This window comes from Amycolatopsis sp. NBC_01488 (genome assembly GCF_036227105.1).
Taxonomy (GTDB): Bacteria; Actinomycetota; Actinomycetes; order Mycobacteriales; family Pseudonocardiaceae; genus Amycolatopsis.
The window spans coordinates 5,898,560-5,919,289 of record NZ_CP109434.1; the positions used below are offsets into that span (position 1 = coordinate 5,898,560).

Annotated in this window: 14 protein-coding genes; 9 read left to right on the top strand and 5 right to left on the bottom strand. The window is 72.1% G+C overall.

Annotated elements, in window-relative coordinates; genetic code table 11:
• Positions 1-7: 7 nt before the first annotated feature.
• Together OG738_RS28000 and OG738_RS28005 are read right to left on the bottom strand one after the other, a co-directional pair.
• On the bottom strand, positions 8-490 hold the full coding sequence (locus tag OG738_RS28000) for a cation:proton antiporter regulatory subunit (RefSeq protein ID WP_329045315.1): 483 nt from the start codon (positions 488-490) through the stop codon (positions 8-10).
• A 37-nt stretch (positions 491-527) separates the two neighbouring features.
• The gene (locus OG738_RS28005; protein ID WP_329045316.1) at positions 528-896 is read right to left on the bottom strand and encodes a DUF4267 domain-containing protein; all 369 of its coding nucleotides are present in this window, start codon (positions 894-896) and stop codon (positions 528-530) included.
• 92 nt (positions 897-988) lie between these two features.
• Between OG738_RS28005 and OG738_RS28010 the strand changes: the two genes are divergently transcribed.
• From OG738_RS28010 to OG738_RS28035, 6 genes are all read left to right on the top strand, one after another.
• The gene (locus OG738_RS28010; RefSeq protein ID WP_329045318.1) at positions 989-1,555 is read left to right on the top strand and encodes a TetR/AcrR family transcriptional regulator; all 567 of its coding nucleotides are present in this window, start codon (positions 989-991) and stop codon (positions 1,553-1,555) included.
• A 91-nt stretch (positions 1,556-1,646) separates the two neighbouring features.
• A complete protein-coding gene (cmk, locus tag OG738_RS28015) occupies positions 1,647-2,351 on the top strand; it encodes a (d)CMP kinase (protein WP_329056861.1) in 705 nt (234 codons plus the stop codon).
• Positions 2,348-3,007 (top strand): lysophospholipid acyltransferase family protein, encoded by a 660-nt coding sequence (locus tag OG738_RS28020; protein ID WP_329045319.1) that lies wholly within the window; start codon positions 2,348-2,350, stop codon positions 3,005-3,007. Before cmk ends, OG738_RS28020 begins: the two co-directional genes overlap by 4 nt.
• Positions 3,008-3,022: 15 nt before the next feature.
• Positions 3,023-4,492, top strand: a complete 1,470-nt coding sequence (gene der / locus OG738_RS28025) for a ribosome biogenesis GTPase Der (protein WP_329045321.1) — start codon at positions 3,023-3,025, stop codon at positions 4,490-4,492.
• Between the two features lie 331 nt (positions 4,493-4,823).
• Positions 4,824-8,711 carry a Pls/PosA family non-ribosomal peptide synthetase gene (locus OG738_RS28030; RefSeq protein WP_329045323.1) on the top strand — a complete coding sequence of 1,296 codons (3,888 nt, stop codon included), beginning with the start codon at positions 4,824-4,826 and terminating at the stop codon, positions 8,709-8,711.
• A gap of 91 nt (positions 8,712-8,802) precedes the next feature.
• A complete protein-coding gene (locus tag OG738_RS28035; protein ID WP_329045326.1) occupies positions 8,803-10,224 on the top strand; it encodes a M1 family metallopeptidase in 1,422 nt (473 codons plus the stop codon).
• Positions 10,225-10,234: 10 nt separating this feature from the next.
• Here the strand turns inward: OG738_RS28035 and OG738_RS28040 are convergent, their stop codons facing one another.
• Positions 10,235-10,999, bottom strand: coding sequence for a hypothetical protein (locus tag OG738_RS28040; protein ID WP_329045328.1), 765 nt, complete (start codon positions 10,997-10,999; stop codon positions 10,235-10,237).
• 164 nt (positions 11,000-11,163) lie between these two features.
• On the opposite strand from OG738_RS28040, the gene OG738_RS28045 reads away from it, so the two are divergent.
• The 3 genes from OG738_RS28045 to OG738_RS28055 all read left to right on the top strand — a co-directional run bounded on the left by OG738_RS28045 (position 11,164) and on the right by OG738_RS28055 (position 16,829).
• Positions 11,164-13,455, top strand: a complete 2,292-nt coding sequence (locus tag OG738_RS28045) for a glycosyl hydrolase family 95 catalytic domain-containing protein (protein ID WP_329045329.1) — start codon at positions 11,164-11,166, stop codon at positions 13,453-13,455.
• A 24-nt stretch (positions 13,456-13,479) separates the two neighbouring features.
• Complete coding sequence (locus OG738_RS28050; protein ID WP_329045331.1) at positions 13,480-15,756, top strand: glycosyl hydrolase family 95 catalytic domain-containing protein; 2,277 nt, start codon at positions 13,480-13,482, stop codon at positions 15,754-15,756.
• Positions 15,757-15,884: 128 nt separating this feature from the next.
• Positions 15,885-16,829 carry a peptidylprolyl isomerase gene (locus tag OG738_RS28055; protein ID WP_329045333.1) on the top strand — a complete coding sequence of 315 codons (945 nt, stop codon included), beginning with the start codon at positions 15,885-15,887 and terminating at the stop codon, positions 16,827-16,829.
• Positions 16,830-16,948: 119 nt separating this feature from the next.
• Here OG738_RS28055 and OG738_RS28060 read toward each other — a convergent pair whose 3' ends face one another.
• On the bottom strand, positions 16,949-18,691 hold the full coding sequence (locus OG738_RS28060; RefSeq protein ID WP_329045335.1) for an FAD-dependent monooxygenase: 1,743 nt from the start codon (positions 18,689-18,691) through the stop codon (positions 16,949-16,951).
• A complete protein-coding gene (locus tag OG738_RS28065; protein WP_329045336.1) occupies positions 18,688-20,463 on the bottom strand; it encodes a maleylacetate reductase and hydroxyquinol 1,2-dioxygenase domain-containing protein in 1,776 nt (591 codons plus the stop codon). The genes OG738_RS28060 and OG738_RS28065 overlap by 4 nt, the downstream gene beginning before the upstream one ends.
• Between the last annotated feature and the right edge of the window lie 267 nt (positions 20,464-20,730).

The window sequence follows — 20,730 nt, forward strand, 5'->3', positions numbered from 1 at the left end:
CGGCCGCTCAGCCGTACTTGAGGATCTTGACGGCGGCTTCGAGGCCTTCGCCCGTGCCGACCGCAACCAGCAGGTCGCCGCCGGTCAGCGTGAAGTCCGGGGTCGGCGACGGGTGCACCTGGCCGGCCCGCGCCACCGCGACCACCGAAACGCCGGTGCGGGTGCGCATCGCCGTGTCGCCGAGCGTGCGGCCGTCGAACGGCCCGGACGGCTTGACCGGCAGCTGCCGCGTGCTGATTCCCGGCAGGTCCCGGTGCTCCTCCGTGAGCTGCGCGACCAGCTGCGGCGCGCCGAGCAGGTTGGCCAATGCGCCCGCCTCGTCCGCGGTCAGCGGGATCGAGGCGGCGCAGGCGTCGGGATCGTCCGATTTGGAGACGATCAGCTCGATGTGGCCGTCCCGCTGGGTGACGACGCCGATGCGGCGGCCGGTACGGGTGGCGAAGTCCTTGCGGACCCCGATGCCGGGCAGGGGCGTTACTTCGACGTTCACCCAACCACCGTAACCCAGGTGTCCGATTCGCGGGATTTCAGCCGAGTAGCAGGAGCAGGCCCGCGACGATCATCACGACGGCGGTCAGGCCGTGGACGCCGAAGGCAATGGCCTTCTTTCCCTGGTGGCGCAGGACGATCAGCATGTCGAAGACGGGCCAGCCGGCCGCGACGAGGATGACCCAGCCCAGCGCGTGCGGGTCGCCGTAGATCATCAGGGCCAGCGGGATCAGGCCGGCCCCGATGTCGCGGCCGCCTTTGACGTTGAGGAAGGTCTCGGCGTTTTCGGGGACTTCCTTGAAGCCGAAGCCCGCGGCGATCTTCGCCGGCGCGAAGAGGTAGTTGAGGCCGATGTAGATGATCCCGAGCGCGACGATCGCGACGAGGACGTAGCCGGTGACGACCATGGTGTTCCCTCCAGTGTTTCTAGCATCGCTAGGATTGCTAGCAACGCTAATCTAGCGACGCTATTTTGTCTAGCAGTGCTAGCATGCGCCGTATGACCCAGCGACAACGGCGTGTGCGCGACCGGACCGAACGCGGGCGGCGGATCGTGGCCGCGGCCAGGGAGCTGGCCGAGGCGGAGGGCTGGGACGCGGTCACCACCCGGCGGCTCGCGGCCCTGATCGAGTACAGCCAGCCGGTGCTCTACAGCCACTTCCCCGGCGGCAAGGACGCGATCATGACGGCGGCCGCGCTGGAGGGCTTCACCGAGCTGGCCGCGACGCTGGTGGCGGCCCGCGCTGGAGGCCTCGCCGGGGTGGGGGAGGCGTATGTGGCCTTCGCCGAGGAGAAACCGGCCCTCTACGACGCCATGTTCACGCTCGCCTCGGAGCTGCCGTTCGCCGAGGACGACACCCCGGAGGTGATGAAGGCGTGCTTCGCCGCGCTCCTCGCGGTCATCGAGCCGACGGCGAAGGAGCAGGACGCGGGCGCGTTGACCGAGGTGTTCTGGAGCACGTTGCACGGCCTGGTGACCCTGGATCGCGGCCACCGGCTGTCCCCGGCCCACCGTGACGAGCGCCTCGCGCTGGTGGTCGCCCGCTTCGGCGCGCGGGGCGACTGATCTCCGCCGCACCCCGACCGGCAGAATGGACACCAAGCCGACCGATGACGAGAACGCGAGGAGTGTGCCGGTGACGGGAGCCCTACGAGGTGTGGTCGCGCTGGACGGCCCGTCGGGGACCGGGAAGACCACCGTCGCGCGCAAGCTCGCCCAGCGTCTCGGCGCCGGGTACCTCGACACCGGCGCCATGTACCGGATGGTCACCCTCGCCGTGCTGCGGGCCGGGATCGACCCGGCCGACGCGGACGCCGTCGCCGCGCTCGCCGACGGTGCCGACTTCAGCATCGGCACCAGCCCCGACCGGCCCGAGATCCGGCTGGCCGGCGCGGACGTCGCCACCGACATCCGCGGGCCCGAGGTCACCAAGGCCGTCTCGCCCGTCTCCGCCGTGCCGCACGTGCGCGAGCTGCTCGTCGCCCGGCAGCGGCGGATCATCGACGACGTGCTGGAGCACCGGGGCGGCATCGTCGTCGAAGGCCGCGACATCGGCACGGTCGTCGCGCCGGACTCGCCGCTGAAGGTCTACCTGACCGCGTCCGCCGACGTCCGCGCGTCGCGCCGCAGCACGCAGGACACCGCCGCCGGGCGGAAGTCCTCGGTCGCCGACGCGCTGGCGAGCGTCGAACGCCGCGACCACCTCGACTCGACCCGCACCACCTCGCCGCTGCGCGCGGCCGACGACGCCGTGCCCGTCGACACCTCGGAACTGTCGATCGACCAGGTGATCGTCGCCCTCAGCGAGCTGGCCAGCCACCGCGGTCTCCTGGCGGGGTGCAACGCCGAGGTCGCTCGATGAAAGCTGACGGACTGCCGGAAGGCTCCGTCGGCGCACTCCACGACGCCGGGCGAGTCTTCGCCCGGTATCATCTGCGGTCGGCCTTCCGCGTCCGCGTGCACGGCCGTGAGCGCATGCCCGCCACCGGGCCGGTGCTCGTGATCGCGAACCACAGCTCGATGATCGAACCGCAGCTGATCTTCGGAATGCTGCCGCGGCGTTCGGCGTTCCTGGTCAAGGCCGAGATGTTCACGGGCCTCGCCGGGAAGTTCCTGCGGGCCATCGGGCAGATCCCGCTCAAGCGCGGCGAGATCGACCGCAAGCCGCTGCTGACCGCGGTCGGCGTGCTCAACGGCGGCGGCGTCGTCGGGATCTTCCCCGAGGGCACCCGCGGTGCCGGGGACGTCGGTGCGGCCGAACGCGGCGCGGCCTGGCTCGTCCGGGCCTCCGGCGCGACCGTGCTCCCGGTCGCGACGCGGGGCACGCGCAAGCCGGCGGACGGCAAGCGGCGCTGGCGCCCGCGCGTGGACATCCTCGTGGGGGAGCCGTTCACGCCGAAGGTCGGCCCCGGGAAGACCGGGCTCGACCAGGGCACCGAAGAGCTGCGCGGCGAGCTCGCGGCGCTCGTGAAGACTTTGGACGATTGGCGTTCCGAACACGGATTCGGCTCGCCATAAGGGAAACAGGTAGTCATGGAAGAGCTAGACAGCGTCGGCGAGGTCGACGGCACCTGGTCGGACGAGACCGAGTTCGCCAGGCTCGACGCGCAGATCGAGGCGGCGGAAGCGGCCGAGGAGGCGGCGCTCGGGCAACCGGTGCTCGCCGTCGTCGGCCGGCCCAACGTGGGCAAGTCGACGCTGGTCAACCGGATCATCGGCCGCCGCGAGGCCGTCGTGCAGGACGTGCCGGGAGTGACCCGCGACCGCGTCGCCTACGACGCCTACTGGGGCGGGCGCAAGTTCACCCTGGTCGACACCGGTGGGTGGGAGCCGGACGCGACCGGGCTGCAGGCGTCCGTCGCCGCCCAGGCCGAGCTGGCCATGCAGACCGCGGACGCGGTGCTGCTGGTGATCGACGCCTCGGTCGGCGCGACCGCGACCGACGAAGCCGTCTCCAAGGTGCTGCGCCGCTCGAAGAAGCCGGTGCTGCTGGCCGCCAACAAGGTCGACGACGACCGGCTGCTCGCGGACACCGCGTCGCTGTGGTCGCTCGGGCTCGGCGAGCCGCACCCGGTCAGCGCGCTGCACGGACGCAGCTCCGGCGACCTGCTCGACGCGATCCTCAAGGCCCTGCCCGAAGCGCCCCGCGAAGGCGGCGCCGCCTCGACCGGCCCACGGCGCGTCGCGCTGGTCGGTAAGCCGAACGTCGGCAAGTCGAGCCTGCTGAACAAGCTCTCCGGCGAGGAGCGCTCGGTCGTCGACTCGGTCGCGGGCACCACCGTCGACCCGGTCGACTCGCTGGTCGAGCTGGACGGCGAGACCTGGCGGTTCGTCGACACCGCGGGCCTGCGCAAGCGCGTCAACTTCGCCGCCGGCGCCGAGTACTACGCCTCGCTGCGCACCAAGACCGCGATCGACGCGGCCGAGGTCGCGATCGTGCTGCTCGACGCGGCCGAGCCGATCTCGGAGCAGGACCTGCGGGTGCTGACCATGGTCGTCGAGGCCGGCCGCGCCTGCGTGCTCGCGTTCAACAAGTGGGACCTGGTCGACGAAGACCGCCGGCACGCGATGGTCCGCGAGCTGGAGCGCGGCCTGGTCCGCGTGCCGTGGGCGGAGAAGGTCAACGTCTCGGCGCTGACCGGCCGTTCGGTGCGCAAGATCGCCCCGGCGCTGCGGACGGCGCTGGCGTCGTGGGACAAGCGGGTGCCGACCGGCCAGCTCAACGCGTGGCTGTCCGACCTGATCGCGGCCACCCCGCCGCCGGTCCGCGGCGGCAAGCAGCCGAAGGTGTTGTTCGCGACGCAGGCCGGCATCCGGCCGCCGACGCTGGTGCTGTTCACCACCGGTTTCCTCGAGGCGGGCTACCGCCGGTTCATCGAGCGCAAGTTCCGCGAGCAGTTCGGTTTCGCGGGCAGCCCCGTTCGGGTGAATGTGCGGGTTCGCGAAAAGAAGGCGAAACCGAAGGTCGGCGGTAAAGCGGCCCGGCCCGCCAAATCCCGGTGACGTTTCGGGCATCACACGTGATCCCGCAGGCATCACTCGTGATCCCGCAGGCATCACTCGTGATCCCGGGGGCATCACTCGTGATGGGAGGGGCATCACTCTCGATGCCCCTCCCATCACGCATGATGCCTCTTTGATCACGCCCGATGCCCGCACCTGCGTGAGGTCCGACACTCCGTCGTGACCCTGTGGACACCTTTTCTTCACCTGCGGGTATGGTGAAGGGTCGTTGCGGGCGCCTCATTCGGAGAGCTGGCCCGATTGAGGCTCCCGAAAGGTGAGTGGTGGGCTTGCGCGCCCATGGTTTTGTGCTGCACGAGGTGAGCGGACGATGACCGTCACCGTCGAACCCGCCGGATCCGTCGCCGAGGTGACCCTCGCGCCGGTCGCCGATCGGGCCCTCTTATGGTCCGGCCTCGGCGCCGGCGAGCGCACCCTCCTCGACATCCTCGCCGCCACCGCCGAGCGGCACCCCAACGCCGCCGCGATCGACGACGGCACCACGACGCTGACCTACCGGCGGCTCCTCGAGGAGATCGACGCCTACGGTCGCCGGCTGCGCGGCTACGGCGTCGGCCTCGGCGACCGCGTCGGCATCCGGATTTCCTCCGGTACCGCCGAGCTGTACGTCGCGATCCTCGCCACCCTGTCCGTCGGCGCCGCCTACGTGCCGGTCGACGCGGACGACCCGGACGAGCGCGCCGAGCTGGTCTTCGAGGAGGCCCAGGTCGCCGCGGTGGCCACCGACGGCAAGATCAACGTGCACAGCACGCCGGGCGGCCGTGCCGGCGTTCCCGGCCCGGCCGACGACGCCTGGATCATCTTCACCTCCGGTTCCACCGGCAAGCCCAAGGGCGTCGCGGTGAGCCACGCGAGTGCCGCCGCGTTCGTCGACGCCGAGGCCGACCTGTTCCTCACCGAGGAGCCGATCGGCCCGGGCGACCGCGTCCTGGCCGGCCTGAGCGTCGCCTTCGACGCCTCCTGCGAAGAGATGTGGCTGGCCTGGCGGCACGGCGCCTGCCTGGTCCCGGCGCCGCGTGCGCTGGTCCGCACCGGCGTCGACCTCGGCCCCTGGCTGGTCGCGCAGCGCATCACCGTCGTCTCGACCGTGCCGACGCTGGCCGCACTGTGGCCCGCCGACGCCCTCGAAGACGTCCGCCTGCTCATCTTCGGCGGGGAAGCGTGCCCGCCGGAGCTGGCCGAGCGCGTCGCCGTCGAAGGCTGCGAAGTCTGGAACACCTACGGTCCGACCGAGGCCACCGTCGTCGCCTGCGCCGCGCAGCTGACCGGCGAGGGCCCGGTCCGGATCGGCCTGCCGCTCGCCGGCTGGCAGCTCGCCGTGGTCAACGACGAGGGCGAGCCGGTCGCCATGGGCGAGACCGGTGAGCTGGTCATCGGCGGGGTCGGCCTGGCCCGCTACCTCGACGCCGAGAAGGACGCCGAGAAGTTCGCGCCGCTGCCGTCGCTGGGCTGGCAGCGCGCCTACCGCTCGGGCGACATGGTCCGCGCCGAAGCCGAGGGCCTGCTGTTCCTCGGCCGGCTCGACGAGCAGGTCAAGCTCGGCGGCCGCCGCATCGAGCTGGGCGAGGTCGACGCCGCGCTGCAGGCCCTGCCGGGCGTGCAGGGCGCGGCCGCCGCGATCCGCCGCACCAAGGCGGGCAACCAGGTCCTGGTCGGGTACGTCGTGCCCGCTGCCGGTGTGCCCTTCAACCAGGACGAAGCCGCGAACCGGCTGCGCGCGCACCTGCCCGCTGCGCTGGTGCCGCTGCTGGCCGTCGTCGACGACCTGCCGACCCGCACGTCCGGCAAGGTCGACCGCGCCGCCCTCCCGTGGCCGCTGTCCACTGTGGACGCCGTCGGGCTGTCCCCGACGGAGACGTGGCTCGCCGAAGGCTGGGCCGAGATCCTCGGCGTGTCGGTGGACGACCCGAAGGCCGACTTCTTCACCCACGGCGGCGGCAGCCTCACCGCCGCGCAGGTCGTCGCGCGCATCCGTACCCGGCACCCGCAGGTGTCGGTCGCCGACGTCTACGCCCACCCCAAGCTGGGCGCGCTGGCCGCGATGCTGGACGCGCTGAGCGGCCAGGCCACCGAGCGCCGCGACATCGCGCCGACCCCGCGTCGTGCCGGGATCATCCAGGCGCTGCTGATGGTGCCGCTGATGGGTCTCGTCGGCCTGCGCTGGGCGACGCTCGCCGCCGCGCTGTCGAACGTCCTGTCCCTGCTCGGGTTCACCTGGGCACCCACGCTGAACTGGGCGTGGCTCGGCCTGGCCTGGGTCGTGCTGTTCAGCCCGGCCGGCCGGATCGCGATCGCGGCGGGCGGTGCCCGTGTGCTGCTCTCCGGTGTCCGCCCCGGCACCTACCCGCGTGGCGGGAGTGTCCACTTGCGACTGTGGACGGCCGAGAAGCTCGCCGAGTTCTCCGGCGCGGACAGCGTCGCGGGCGCGTCTTGGATGACGACGTACGCGAAGGCGCTCGGCGCGCGGATCGGCAAGGACGTAGACCTCCATTCGCCGCCGCCGGTCACCGGGTTCCTCAAGCTGGGCCGCGGCGCGGCGATCGAGCCCGAGGTCGACCTGACCGGCCACTGGGTCGACGGCGACCGCGTGCACATCGGCAAGGTCCGCGTCGGGGCGGAAGCCCGCATCGGCGCGCGCAGCACGCTGTTCCCCGGCGTCCGCATCGGCAAGGGCGCGGAGATCGCGGCCGGGTCGACCGTCCGCGGCGCCGTCCCGGCCGGGCAGCGCTGGGCCGGTTCGCCCGCCGGGCGCGTGGCGAAGGACGAGCGCGACGCGCTGAAGTGGCCGTCGAGCCGCCCGCCGCGGTCGCACTTCTGGGCCACCGTCTACGGCGCGACCTCGCTGCTGCTCGGCTTCCTGCCGGGCATCGCCGCACTGGCCGGTGTCGCCGTGCTCGGCTACGCGATCGCCGGGGCGCCTACCCTTCTGGACGCCTTCACCCGGGCGCTGGTCTTCGTGCCGGTCGCGACCCTGGCGTACTTCGCCGCGTACATGCTGCTCGTGCTGGTCGGCGTCCGGTCGCTGAGCATCGGCATGGTCGAGGGCTACCACCCGGTGCACGGCCGGATCGCGTGGCAGGTCTGGGCCACCGAACGCCTGATGAGCATGGCCCGCGAAGGCCTGTTCCCGGTGTACGCCAGCCTGTTCACGCCGGTGTGGCTGCGGCTGCTCGGCGCGAAGGTGGGCCGCAACGTCGAGGCGTCGACCGTGCTGGCGCTGCCGAAGATGACCAAGGTCGACAGCGGCGCGTTCCTGGCCGACGACACGATGGTCGCCACCTACGAGCTCGGCCACGGCTGGCTGCACGTCGCCCCGGCGCGCATCGGCAAGCAGGCCTTCCTCGGCAACTCGGGGATGACCGCGCCCGGCCGGTCGGTGCCGAAGCGCGGCCTGGTCGGCGTCCTGTCGTCGACGCCGCTGAAGGCGAAGAAGGGCTCGTCGTACCTCGGCATGCCGCCGCTGCCGGTGCGCCGCGCGATCGGCGACGCCGACACGAGCCGCACCTACACCCCGGCGCTGCACCTGAAGGCGGCGCGGGCGCTGGTCGAGCTGTGCCGGATCATCCCGGTCATGTGCGGCGTCGCGCTGACCGTCTCGGTCGCCTTCGGGCTGCTGTGGGCGGCGACGGCGTTCGGCTTCGGCGTCGCCCTGCTGCTGGCCGGGCCCGCCCTGCTGGCCGCCGGGATCGTCGCGGCGCTGACCGCGACCGTGCTGAAGTGGCTGCTGGTCGGCAAGTTCCGCGAGATCGACCACCCGCTGTGGAGCTCCTTCGTCTGGCGCAACGAGCTGGCCGACACCTTCGTCGAGGCCTTGGCCGTGCCGTGGCTGATCGGCTCGATCGGCGGCACCCCGCTGCTGTCGGCGTGGCTGCGCACGATGGGCGTCAAGATCGGCCGCGGCGTCTGGCTCGAGACGTACTGGCTGCCCGAGGCCGACCTCGTCGAGCTGGGCGACGGCGCGACGATCAACCGCGGCTGCGTCGTGCAGACGCACCTGTTCCACGACCGGATCATGAGCATGTCGAGCGTGACCCTCGGCGAGGGCGCCACGCTCGGCCCGCACGGCATCGTGCTGCCCGGCGCGGGCATCGGCGCGCGCACCACGGTCGGCCCGGGCTCCCTCGTGACCCGCGGCGACGAGGTGCCGGCCGACACGCGCTGGCTCGGCAACCCGATCTCCGCGTGGACGGGTAAGTAGAAGGTCACGAAGTACCCACCGGGCTCGCCGGACTCACCTGTGCCGTGCGAGCCTGGTTTGGTACGTCGGTACGAGGAAAGGTTCGGCACGGGTGGTTTCGAAGGCTCCTGCTCCGGCACCCGGCGCGGATACTTCCGGTGATCCCTACCTCCCCGCCCACGGCAACGGTGGCTACCGGACCCGGCACTACGCCCTGAACCTCGACTACAAGGTGGGGCCGAACCGGCTCTCGGCCTCCGCCGTGATCACCGCGGAGGCGACGCAGGCGCTTTCCCGCGTCAGCCTGGACTTCGGCGAATTCCGGATCAACCGCGTGCTGGTCGACGGCAAGCCCGCGAAGTACCTGAAGCGGGGCGCCAAGCTGCACGTGCGCCCGGCGAAGTCGATCGCGCCGGGCGCCGGGTTCACGGTCGAGGTGCACTACGTCGGCAACCCGCGTCCGGTGCGGAGCCGCTGGGGCGACGTCGGCTGGGACGAGCTGACCGACGGCGCGCTCGTGGCGAGCCAGCCGGTCGGCGCGCCGTCCTGGTTCCCGTGCAACGACCACCCGGCGGACAAGGCGGCCTACTCGGTGACCGTGACGACGGCGTCGCCGTACCTGGTCGCGGTCACCGGCACCCTCGTCGAGCGGTCCACGTCGGCCAGCACGACGAGGTGGGTGTTCGAGCGGCCGGAGCCGACGTCGACGTACCTGATGAGCGTGCAGATCGGCCGCTACGACGACGTGGAGCTGTCCGGCCGCGGCTGGTTCCCGCACGCGGGGGTGGGCCTGCGGCGCCTGAGCCTCGGCATCGGGCGTGCCAGCGGGCAGGTGGAGTCGGTCTTCGAGACCGTGCCGCAGCGGGCCGCCGTGCCGTCGCGGCTGCGCCGGGCGTTCGAGCGCGACTTCGGGCGGCAGGACCGGATGATGGAGTTCCTGCAGCGGCTGTTCGGGCCGTACCCCTTCCCCGAGTACGTCATCGTCGTCACGGACGACGACCTCGACGACCCGATCGAGGCGCAGGGCATGGCGGTCTTCGGCGCGAACCACGTCGACGGCCGCCGCACCCACGAGCGGCTCGTCCTGCACGAGCTGTCCCACCAGTGGTTCGGCAACAGCCTGACGGTGGCCGACTGGCGCCACATCTGGCTCAACGAGGGTTTCGCGACCTACGCCGAGTGGCTGTGGTCGGAGGAGTCCGGCGGACAGTCGGCGCAGGCACTGGCCCGCGGCTGGCACACGCGGATCAAGGCCAGGCCGGCGGACGTCCGGATCGCCGACCCCGGCGTGTCGCGGATGTTCGACGAGCGGGTGTACAAGCGCGGCGCGCTGACACTGCACGCCCTGCGGGCGGAGATCGGCGACGCGGCGTTCTTCGCGCTGCTGAAGGCGTGGACCGGCGACCACCGGCACGGCCTGGTGACGACGGCCGAGTTCGTCGCACTGGCGGAGGTGTACGCGGCTCGCCCGCTGACGGCGTTCTTCGCCCGCTGGCTGGACACGCCCGCGCTGCCACCCCTGCCCGGCCCCTGACCGGCGGACCTCAGGGCACGAACGTCGAGCCGCACGTGGCGCAGCGGGCCGTGACCGTGCGCGGCGCCCGGGTGTCGTGGCCGCACGCCGGGCACGCCACCGTGCCGTCCTCGAGGCGGTACGGCGGGCGCGTGTAGTCCTCGAGCGCGCGCCGGCGGCCCAGCTCGGACGCCTCCGCCGCGGCGCCGGTGAACCTCGCGGGCTCCTCGCCGAACGCCAGCGCCCGCTTCGCCAGCACGTAGCCCATTTCCGGTGGCGTCAGGTAGCCGACGCGGGACGTCGTCCGGCGGCGGGTGTAGGTCCCCTGGACGACGTCGACGCGGTAGGCCGCCAGCATCGGGTGCCCGAGGCCGAGGTACAGCGCCGCCGTGTCCGTGAGGATCTCGTTGCGGGCCAGGTCCGCGTGCCGGATGCCGTGGCGGTGCAGGAAGACGTGCGTGACCTCGTGCGCCAGCACCGCCGGGGCGTCCCGGGGATCGTCGCGGTAGTGCGGGCTGAGCGTCACGACGTACTCGGGGCCCGGCGCCAGCTCGACCTCGCCGACGTGCCCGCCGAGCGGCCCGAACCCGACGACCACCCGGACGTCCCCGATGCCCAGGTGCCGGGTCATCGCCGCGGCGACCTCGGTGAGCGGGCCGGCGTCGGGCAGCGCGAGGGTGCCGAACGCCTTCACCACCGGCCCGGACAGCCGCGCGTACAGCTCGCGGATCGCGCCCTGGACGTCGTCCAGGTGATCGAACGGGGCTGCCGGTCGCGGCCGCCGGAGAAGGGCCATACCCGCTAGACGACCGAGTCGACTGCCGAGTTCCCCGGATACATCGGATGTCTCTGCCGCTTTCTGGGTGAACAGCTCTGGCTTTCTCCAGCTCTGTCTGCAAATATGGCCGGACGCCGCCTGTGGATCTCGTGAAACGTAGTATGAATGCGAAGGGACGCTTCATGGACGCAGTGTCGCGGCGTACCGTGCTCCGCTCCGCCTCGGTCATGGCGGGAGCCGCCGCGTTCGGGGGGCTGTGGGCCCGGGCCGCGCCGCCCGCGCTGGCCGCCGGGAACCCGCACCGGGACGTCGCCGCCGACGCGCGCATGGTCTGGCAGCTGCTGCCGAAGAACTGGCAGGAAGGCCCGTTCCTGGCCAACGGCTACCTCGGCGCGCAGGTCTACGCCGGGACGACGCCGCAGGTGCTCAAGGTGATGCTGAGCCACACCCAGGTCCAGGACCAGCGCAGCCAGTGGGAGGCCGGAATCGGCCTGTCCCGGCTGCCGATCGGCTACCTCACGCTGAGCATGGCCGGCGCGATCACCGCCGTCGACTGGACGCTCGACCTGTACAACGCCGAGCTCGGCGGCACGATCACCACCACGCAGGGCTCGGTCGCGTTCTCCGCCGTCGTGCACGACGACCTCGGCGTGCTGCTCGTCTCGCTGACGCCGAGCGCGGGGGAGGCCGGTGCGGCGTGGGCGTTCCAGCCGCTGGAGTCGGCGACCACCCGGACCGTCCGCAAGCCACCGGAGTACGTCGCGAACCCCGCGCCCGAGCTCGCCGACGGCTACTGCGCCCAGCCGATGCTCGCCGGTGGCGGCTACACGACCGCGTGGCGGGAACGCGCGATCGGGGCGCGCCGGCTGCTCGCCGCGACCGTCGCCTACAGCTTTCCGGGCACGACGCACACCGCGGACGCTCTCTCGGCCGTGCGGAAAGCGCTTGCCGCGCACCCGGACGCGCTGCTCGCCCGCCACCGCCGCTGGTGGAACGACTACCACGCGCGCAGCTTCGTTTCGGTGCCGGACAAGCAGGTCCAGCGGTTCTACTGGATCCAGCTGTACAAGATCGCCGCCGCCACGCGGGCCGGCGGACCGGTCGTCTCCGAGTGGGGCCCGTGGTTCCCGGAGGTCGGCAACAGCTGGACCGCGGTCTGGTGGAACCTCAACGTCCAGGTCACCTACCCGATCGTCAACAGCAGCAACCACCCGGAGCTCGACGCCGTCACCGAGACCTTCCGGCGCGACCACGCGAACCTCGAGACGTCCGTGCCGCCCGCCTACCGCGACGGCGACACCTACGCGCTGTCGCACCCGGGCGACTGGCGGCTGCGGCCCGGCGGCACGCGCTCGGTCGGCGTCCCCGGGACGACGTCCAAGACCGACCAGACCGGGAACCTGCTGTGGGGCCTGCACAACGTCTGGCTCGCCTACCGCCACCACCTGGACCGCCGCGTGCTGCGCGACGTCCTGTACCCGACGCTGGCCAAGGCGCTGAACTTCTACCGCCACTTCCTCTTCACCGGCCCGGACGGGTCCCTGCACCTGCCGCTGACCCGGTCGCCGGAGTACGCCGACGCGGCCGACTGCACCTACGACCTGTCGCTGATCCGCTGGGCCGCGCGCACGCTCGCCGACTCCGCGCGGACCCTGTGCCTCGACGAGCCGCGGGTCCCGATCTGGCAGGAGATCGGCGCGAAGCTGGTGCCGTACCACGAAACCGCCGCCGACGGCGTGCTGATCGGTGACGGCGTGCCGCTCGCCGAGTCGCATCGGCACTTCTCGCACCTGCTGTGGCTCTACCCGTTGCGGGAGAAGATCTGGGACAGAGCGGGCGACCGCGACGTCATGACGCGGACGTTCCGGCACTGGATCGCCGACCAGACGGCCTGGCACGGCTACAGCTACGCGGCTGCGTCCTCGATGAGCTCGGTGATGGACGCTCCCGAAGAAGCGTTGCGGTACCTGAAGTTCTTCCTCGACCGCAACGTCGTGGCCGACACCGAGCTGACCGCGAACACGATGTACCGCGAGGGCGCCAACTTCGCGATCGAAAGCCCGATCACCGCCGCTCAGTCCGTTGTGGACATGCTGGTGCAGGGGTCCGGCGGCGTGCTCAAGGTCTTCCCGTCGGTGTCGGCGACCTGGCGCGACGCGTCGATCGCCGGCCTGCGCGCGGAGGGCGCGTTCCTCGTCGACGCGTCCCGCCGCGACGGCCGGACCGAGTTCGTGCGCGTGCACAGCGAAGCCGGCGAACCGCTCGTGCTGCAGCACGGCGTCACCGGGGACGTCGACGTCCGTGACGAGCACGGCCGCCGGCTGCCGTGGCGCCCGGCCGGCCCCGGCCGGATCGCGATCGGGCTGCGGCGCGGCGGCACCGCCGTCGTCACCCCGCGGGGCGGGCGGGCGGACTTCGCGCCCCGCGACGTCCCGGCTCTCGGCCCCGCGCCGGCATGGGGCCTGCCGAGCTGAACCGCTTTCGACAAGGAGGTCGCAATGGTCATCACCCGAAGGACCGTGCTCGGTGGCGCGGTCGCCGGGATCGCGGCCGGCGCGGCGGGCATCACGCCCGCTTTCGCCGACGTGCCCGGCAGCGACGACTTCGGCTGGGCCGGGTTCCTCGGCACCGCCGATCTGTACTGGCGGCGGCTGCCGAAGACCTGGTACGAGGGACCGTTCCTGGGCAACGGGTTCCTCGGCTCCGGCATCTACGCCGAGCCCGGGCGGAACGCGATCCGGTTCAACGTCCAGCACAGCCAGGTCCAGGACCACCGCCCCGAGTTCGGCTCGCTGTTCGGCCTGGCCCGGCTGCCGATCGGGTACTTCACGCTCGAACCGGTCGGCGCGATCACCGCGGTCGACTGGCGGATGGACCTGTGGAACGCCGAGCTGACCGGCACGATCACGACGGCCGCGGGCAGCCTGCGCCTGCGCGCGATCGTCCACACCGGACAGTCGCTGCTGGCCGTCGAGATCCGGCCGTCCGACGGGGAACGCGCGTTCAAGTGGGTGTTCCACCCGGCCGTCGCGGTCAGCCCGCGTGCCGACCCGGTGTGGGGCAAGCCGCCGCCGGCCGGGTACACCGCGAACCCGCCGGTGCAGCTGAGCGGCAGCGGGGACGCGCAGCTCGCCGTCCAGCCGCTGCTGGCCGGCGGCGAGCACGTGACGGCCTGGCGGGAGGTGGCGCGCGGTGGCACGCGCACGCTGTACACGTCGGTCGCGTGGTCGCACCCGGCGAAGACGTCTGCGGCGCGGGCGCTCGCGACGGTCCGCCGGGCTTCCGTCTTCGCCGAGCTGACCCAGGACCACCGGCGCTGGTGGCACGACTACTACCGGGCGAGCTTCCTGTCCATTCCGGACACCCGGCTGCAGAGCTTCTACTGGATCCAGCTGTACAAGGTCGCGTCGGCGGCCCGGCGGGAGGCGCCGGTGATGGCGACGTCCGGGCCGTGGCTGGAGAACACGCCGTGGCCGGCGACGTGGTGGAACCTCAACGTCCAGCTCGAGTACTGGCTGATCCACGGCTCGAACCACCTGGAGCTGGACGCCGTCAGCTACGCTCTCGACAAGTACCGGAGCAACCTGACGAGCCAGGTCGCGACGCCGTACCAGGCCGACTCCGCGGGCATCCCGCGCACGACCGACATGACGCTGCTCAACGGCGTCTCGAACGCCACCAGCGGGTTCCCCGTCGGCGTCCCGGGGCAGGACCCGCCGACACCGGAGGTCGGCAACCTGACCTGGGCACTGCACAACGTCTGGCTGTCCTACCGCCACACGATGGACCGGACGTTGCTGTACGGCACGCTGTTCCCGTTGCTGCGCAAGGCGATCAACTACTACCTGCACTTCCTCGCGCCGGGCCAGGACGGCAAGCTGCACCTGCCGCCGACGTTCTCGCCCGAGTACGGCGTCGACGCGCCGAACTGCAACTACGACCTCTCGCTCATCCGCTGGGGGTGCAAGACGCTGCTGCAGACCGCGCCCGGCGATCCACTGGCACCGAAGTGGCGGGACGTCCTGGCTTCGCTGGTGGACTACCCGGCCGACGCGAACGGGTACATGATCGGCGCGGGTGTGCCGTTCGCGAAGTCGCACCGGCATTATTCGCACCTGCTGCAGATCTACCCGCTCTACGACGTCACGTGGGAGCAGCCGGAGCACCGGCAGATCATCGAGACGTCGCTGAACCACTGGGTCGGCTTCGAAGGCGCGCTGCAGGGCTACACGTTCACCGGGGCGGCGTCGATCTCGGCACAGATGCTGCGCGGCGAGCAGGCGGCGTTCTACCTCGGCGAGCTGCAACGGCGTTACATCCAGCCGAACACGATGTACAAGGAGTCCGGGCCGGTCATCGAGACGCCGTTGTCGGCGGCGAAGTCCGTGCAGGACATGCTGGTCCAGAGCTGGGGTGGGGTGGTCCGGCTGTTCCCGGCGGTCCCCGCGGCCTGGGGCGACATCGCGCTGCGGGACTTCCGCACCGAGGGCGCGTTCCTGCTCAGCGCGTCGCGGTCGGGCGGGAAGACCCGGTGGCTGAAGGTGCACAGCGAGGCGGGGGCGCCGTGCGTGCTGCGGCCGGGCATCGAGGGTGAGCTGGCGGTGACGGACGCGCGAGGCCGGCCGCGGCGCTGGCGGCGGCTGGCCACCGGGGACGTCCAGGTCGAGCTGGGGCGGGGTGAGGACGCTTTCGTGTACCGGAGGGGCGACCGGCCGGACTTCGGGGTGCGGCCGGTCGTGCCCGGCGGGGCGAGCGCGCCGTGGGGGTTGCCGTGAGCTGAACGGGTCGGTCGCCGGTCTTCGAGTGGCCCTCCGCGTTTGCCTTGGTCCGCGCCTCCTTCCCGGAATCCCGCCCGGGGAGGAGGTCTTCGCGGCACAATGGGCGGCGTACGAGGGGAGCGCGGATGAACCAGCCGGGGGCACCGGGGGAGCGGCCGGAGGCGAGCGGGCCTCGGTACCCGTATCCGCAGCAGCCCCACCAGCCAGGATTCCCGTACCCGCAGTGGCAGCCGCCGGTGCCGCCGAAGAAGACGTCGCCCGCCGCCGTGGTGCTGATCATCGGGTCGGTCGTCGTCGTCATCCTGATGGCGCTGGCCTTCCTGGCCTGGGGTTATCCCGGGTTCCTGCGCGAACCGGACGCCAAGGGCGCCATCGGCACGGCGCAGCCCACGTCCGCGTCCCCGGCGACCGCCCTTTCGAGTGCCCCGGCGGAGGTGCCGAGCGGCGGCCGTGCCCCGATGCCGAAGCGCCCGAAGCCCCTGGCCGACCCGGTGACCTGCGCCTTCACCCCGGATCCGACGTCACCGGCGCCGAAGAAGGTCGTGCCGCCGCCCGACGGCCCCGTGTCGTCGTCCGGCACGGTGTCCGTCCGCCTGACGACGAGCGCCGGCGACATCGGCCTCACGCTCGACCGGGCGCTCGCCCCGTGCACCGTGGTCAACTTCCTGAGCCTGGCCGAGCAAGGCTTCTACGACGGCACGTCGTGCCACCGGCTGTCCGTGACGGCCGGCCTGCAGATGCTCCAGTGCGGCGACCCGATCGGCGACGGCACCGGCGGCCCCGGCTACACGATCCGCGACGAGGTGTTCCCCGAATTGACGTACGGCCGCGGCGTCCTCGCCATGGCGAAGACGTCCCAGCCCGACTCGGGTGGCTCCCAGTTCTTCGTGGTCTTCGGCGACGTCCAGGTCTCGCCGGAGTACACGGTGTTCGGCAGCATCGACGACGCCGGCCTCGGCGTCCTGGACAACGTCGCCCGCGGCGGCATCGACCCGTCGAAGCCGGGCATGGGCGACGGCAGCGGCCCCCCGAAGATCCCGGTCACCTTCACCCACGTCACGACCCCGTGAGCCGTGCGGTAACGGGCAGCACGCGTGATTGAGCGGGCATCACCTGTGATTGGAGGGGCATCTCGTGCGATGCCCCTCCAATCACGTGCGATGCCTCTCTGATCACGCGTGATGCCCCTTCAATCACGGTCGAGGAGGTGGCGGAAGGCGTCCAGGAGGGACTTCGCTGCTTCGGGGGACGACGTGCGGTGGCGCCAGGCGACGTAGCCGTCCGGGCGGACCAGGAGGCAGCCGTCCTCGTCGATGCCGCTGAGACGGGACCAGTCGCCGTACGCGTCGCGGCCTTCGGGATCGCCGACACGCACCGCGCGCAGGTCGAGGCCCAGGTCGGCGCCCACCTTGGCCGCCGCGTCGCGCCACGGCGTGCCGGTCAGCCCGGTGAACACCGTCCAGCGGCCGCCGCCGACGAGGTCCAAAGTGGACACCCGACGCCCGTGCGGGCCCACCAGCCACGCGTGCGGCAGCTTCGCTCCCGGCTCGGTGCTCGGCTGGTGGAACAGCTCGGGATCGCGGTCCGGCTGCGCCACGACGCCGTCGGGCACCACCGCGCCCGAAGAGTACCGCTGGTCCAGCTCGACGCCGTGGGCGTTGAACTCGTAGTGCTTCAGCTCGATCGCCTTCGCCAGCTCACGCCGTTTCAGCGCGCCCTCGGCCGTGGGCGCGAGGCAGGTCTCGAGCCCGGCGGTGACGCCGTCGGCGTCGGTGTCGCCGGTGATGCCCAGCGCGGCGAAGATCGGCCCGAACTGGTCGCGGCTCAGGTTCGCGCGGTCGACGATCTGCTTGCCCACCGGCGCCCGTTCGGCACTGTAGCTGTCCAGCAGCCCTTCGCCCGCTTCGCCGCGAAGCACCATCGCGAGCTTCCACGCGAGGTTGTAGGAGTCCTGGATCGACGTGTTCGAGCCCAGCCCGTTGGACGGCGGATGCCGGTGCACGGCGTCCCCGGCGCAGAACACCCGGCCGCTGCGGTACTCCGTCGCGTAGTTGTGGTTGACCGTCCACAGCGACGTCGACGTGATCTCGACGTCGAGGTCCGGGTCGCCGACCAGATCGCGCACGAGCCGCGTCGCCTCCTCGACGTCGACCTCCGGCGGGGCCTGCTCGATGTCGTAGCCCCAGGTCAGCAGCCACTCGTTCCACGGCCGCACCATCCGGACCAGGCCCATCCCGATCCCGCCGAGGTGCGCGCCGGGCCGCATCACCCAGTACAGGACGCTCGGCCGGTGCGCGACGTACGGGCCGAGGTCGGCGGTGAACGTGATGTTCATGCTGCCCGCCTTGCCGGTCTGCCCGGCGATCGGCAGGCCGGCCTGCTCGGCGACGCGGCTGCGCGCGCCGTCCGCGCCGATCAGGTACTTGGCGCGCAGGGTGAACTCGTCGCCGCGCACGCGGTCGAGGAAGCGGGCCGTGACGCCGTCTTCGTCCTGCGTGAAGTCGAGGAACTCGGTGTCCAGCCGCAGTTTCGCGCCGCGCGCGGCGGCTTCGCTCGCCAGGATCGGCTCGAGGTAGGTCTGCGGCAGGTCGATCATGTGACACGGGCTGGCCGCGGCGTACTCCGACGCCGAGGCGTCGCCGGTGCCCCAGCTGGCGATGCGGCCGATCTCCGGGCCGGTCAGGGACGTGCAGAGCACGGTGTCGCCCATCAGCTCCGGCGGCGTGCCGACGGCCAGGGCCTGGTCTTCGACGCCGAGGTCGCGCAGCACCTCCATGGTGCGCTGGTTGGTGATGTGCGCGCGGGGCGTGTTGGCCATCCAGCCGTACTTGGTGGCCAGCACGGTCGGCACGCCGTAGGTGGCGAGCAGCAGCGCGGCGGAGCCGCCGGCCGGGCCGCTGCCGACCACGATGACGTCGGTGTCGTAGCTCATTCGCTGCTCCCGGAGATGCGGAACGTGAAGTCGAGCCGCCGTCCGGTTCCACCGGGCTGCTCGCCGAAGTCGACGATCAGGCCGTCCTTGACGCCGAACACGGTGTCGGAGTCGAGGTACTCCCCGCCGGCGACGAACAGCTGCGTGATCAGGGTGCGGTAGCCCGGCTTGGCGATCATGAAGTGCACGTGCGGCGCGCGGTAGGGGTGCCGCCCGACGGCGTCGAGCAGCTGCCCGACGGGGCCGTCGGCGGGAATGGGGTACGCGCTCGGCACGATCGTCCGGAACCGCAGCCGGCCCTCGGCGTCGGTGCGGAACCGGGCGCGCAGCACCGGGCCGTCGACGTCGGGCAGCTGGACGTCGTAGAAACCGTCCTCATTGGACTGCCAGACGTCGACGATCGCGTCCGGGACCGGCCGGTCTCCGGTGTCGGTGACGCGGATGTCCGTCCACAGGGGAGTCCCGGGCAGTCCGTCGGCGATGTCGGCGCCCTGCGGGGTTTCGGGTGGTCCTTCGACGTAGAAGGGACCCAGCACGGCCGACGGCGTGGTGTCCGGCGTCCGCGAGTTCGTCAGGACGTCGACGACGCTCGACACGCCCAGGGTGTCCGAGAGGAGGATGAACTCCTGCCGGGTGTCGGTGGTGATGTGCCCGGCGCGGGTCAGGAAGCCGATCGCGTACTCCCACTCGTCCTGCGTGAGGTCGGTGCGGATGGCGTAGCCGTGCAGCGTCTCGACGAGGTCGGTGAGGAGTTCGCGGACGCGGTCCGGCGCGGCGGCGAAGCTGTCGACGACCTGTTTCGTGAGCGCCTTGAGGCTCGGGCGCGCGGCGGGGCGGGTGCCGTTGATCGCTTGACGCAGCAGCTCCGCTTCCGGTTCGTCGGCGATGTCCGCTTCGGTGAGCCCGAGTTCGCCGAGCGAGTGCGGGATCGGCAGGCTCGCGGCGAGCGCGAAGACGTCGTCCGCGTCGTCGAGGCCCTTGTGCGCCATGACGTACGGGAGGAGGACGGCGTGCGTTTCCGCGTGCGGCAGGCCGAACTTGCCGCCGAGGAGGTGGCAGAGGCGGTGGTGCAGGCCCATCTCGACGGCGTCGAGGCAGGTGCCCGCCAGCCAGGCCCCGCGCAGGACGTCGGTGCGGGCGTCCACATCGGACGGATTCGCGGCCAGGCGGGGCAACGCACTCGTGAGGAGCCTCGTCGCCTCGGCCGCGAGCAGGTCGGTCATCGGGTTGGCGTCCGGGGCGTAGCGGGCCTCGACGGCGTGGGCGAGCGCATTGAGCCCGCTGGCGGCGGAGATCGGCACCGGCAGCCCGAGCGTCAGGTCGACGTCGTAGAGGACGGTTTCGGGCCGGACCTGGGGCGACTTCCGCGTGGTCTTGCGGCCGTCGGCGGTCTGCCCGAGGACGTCGGTGAGCTCGGAGCCCGCGTACGTCGTCGGGACGATCAGCTGCGGCAGGTCGGTGTGGAGGGCGATGGCCTTGGCCAGCCCGGTGGCGGAGCCGCCGCCGATCGCGACGACGCCGTCGACGTCGTGCTCGGCGACGACCTTGAGCGCGCGTTCGGTGACGTCGACGGGGGTGTGCATGGCGGCGTCCTCGAAGCGCGCGGCCAGCAGCGGCCCGAGCGCGTCGGCGGCCCGGTCGGCGAACCGCGGGCTGCCGACCAGCAGAACGCGGCTCAGCCCGAGACGGCGTGCCTCGTCACCGAGGGTGCCGAGCGTGCCGTGGCCGAAGACCACCCGGACGGGGTTCGCGGCGTAGGTGAACGAGGTCATGGGGCGAGTATCCGGACGCCGGGGGCCGCGGTCCTGCACGTTCGTGCTGCGAGGCGGCACGAAACGCGCGTGTCGCCCGCTGGCGAGCGCAGACCCCGGCACCGTGATCGAAGCCGGAACCCGCGTGATTCGGGCCGGGACTCGCGTGATTCGGGCCGGGACTCGCGTGATTAGGGCCGGAAGTCGCGAGTCACGGCTTCGATCACGCGAGTTCCGGCCCCAATCACGCCGGTCACGGCTCCGATCACGCTGGTGACGGCTTCGATC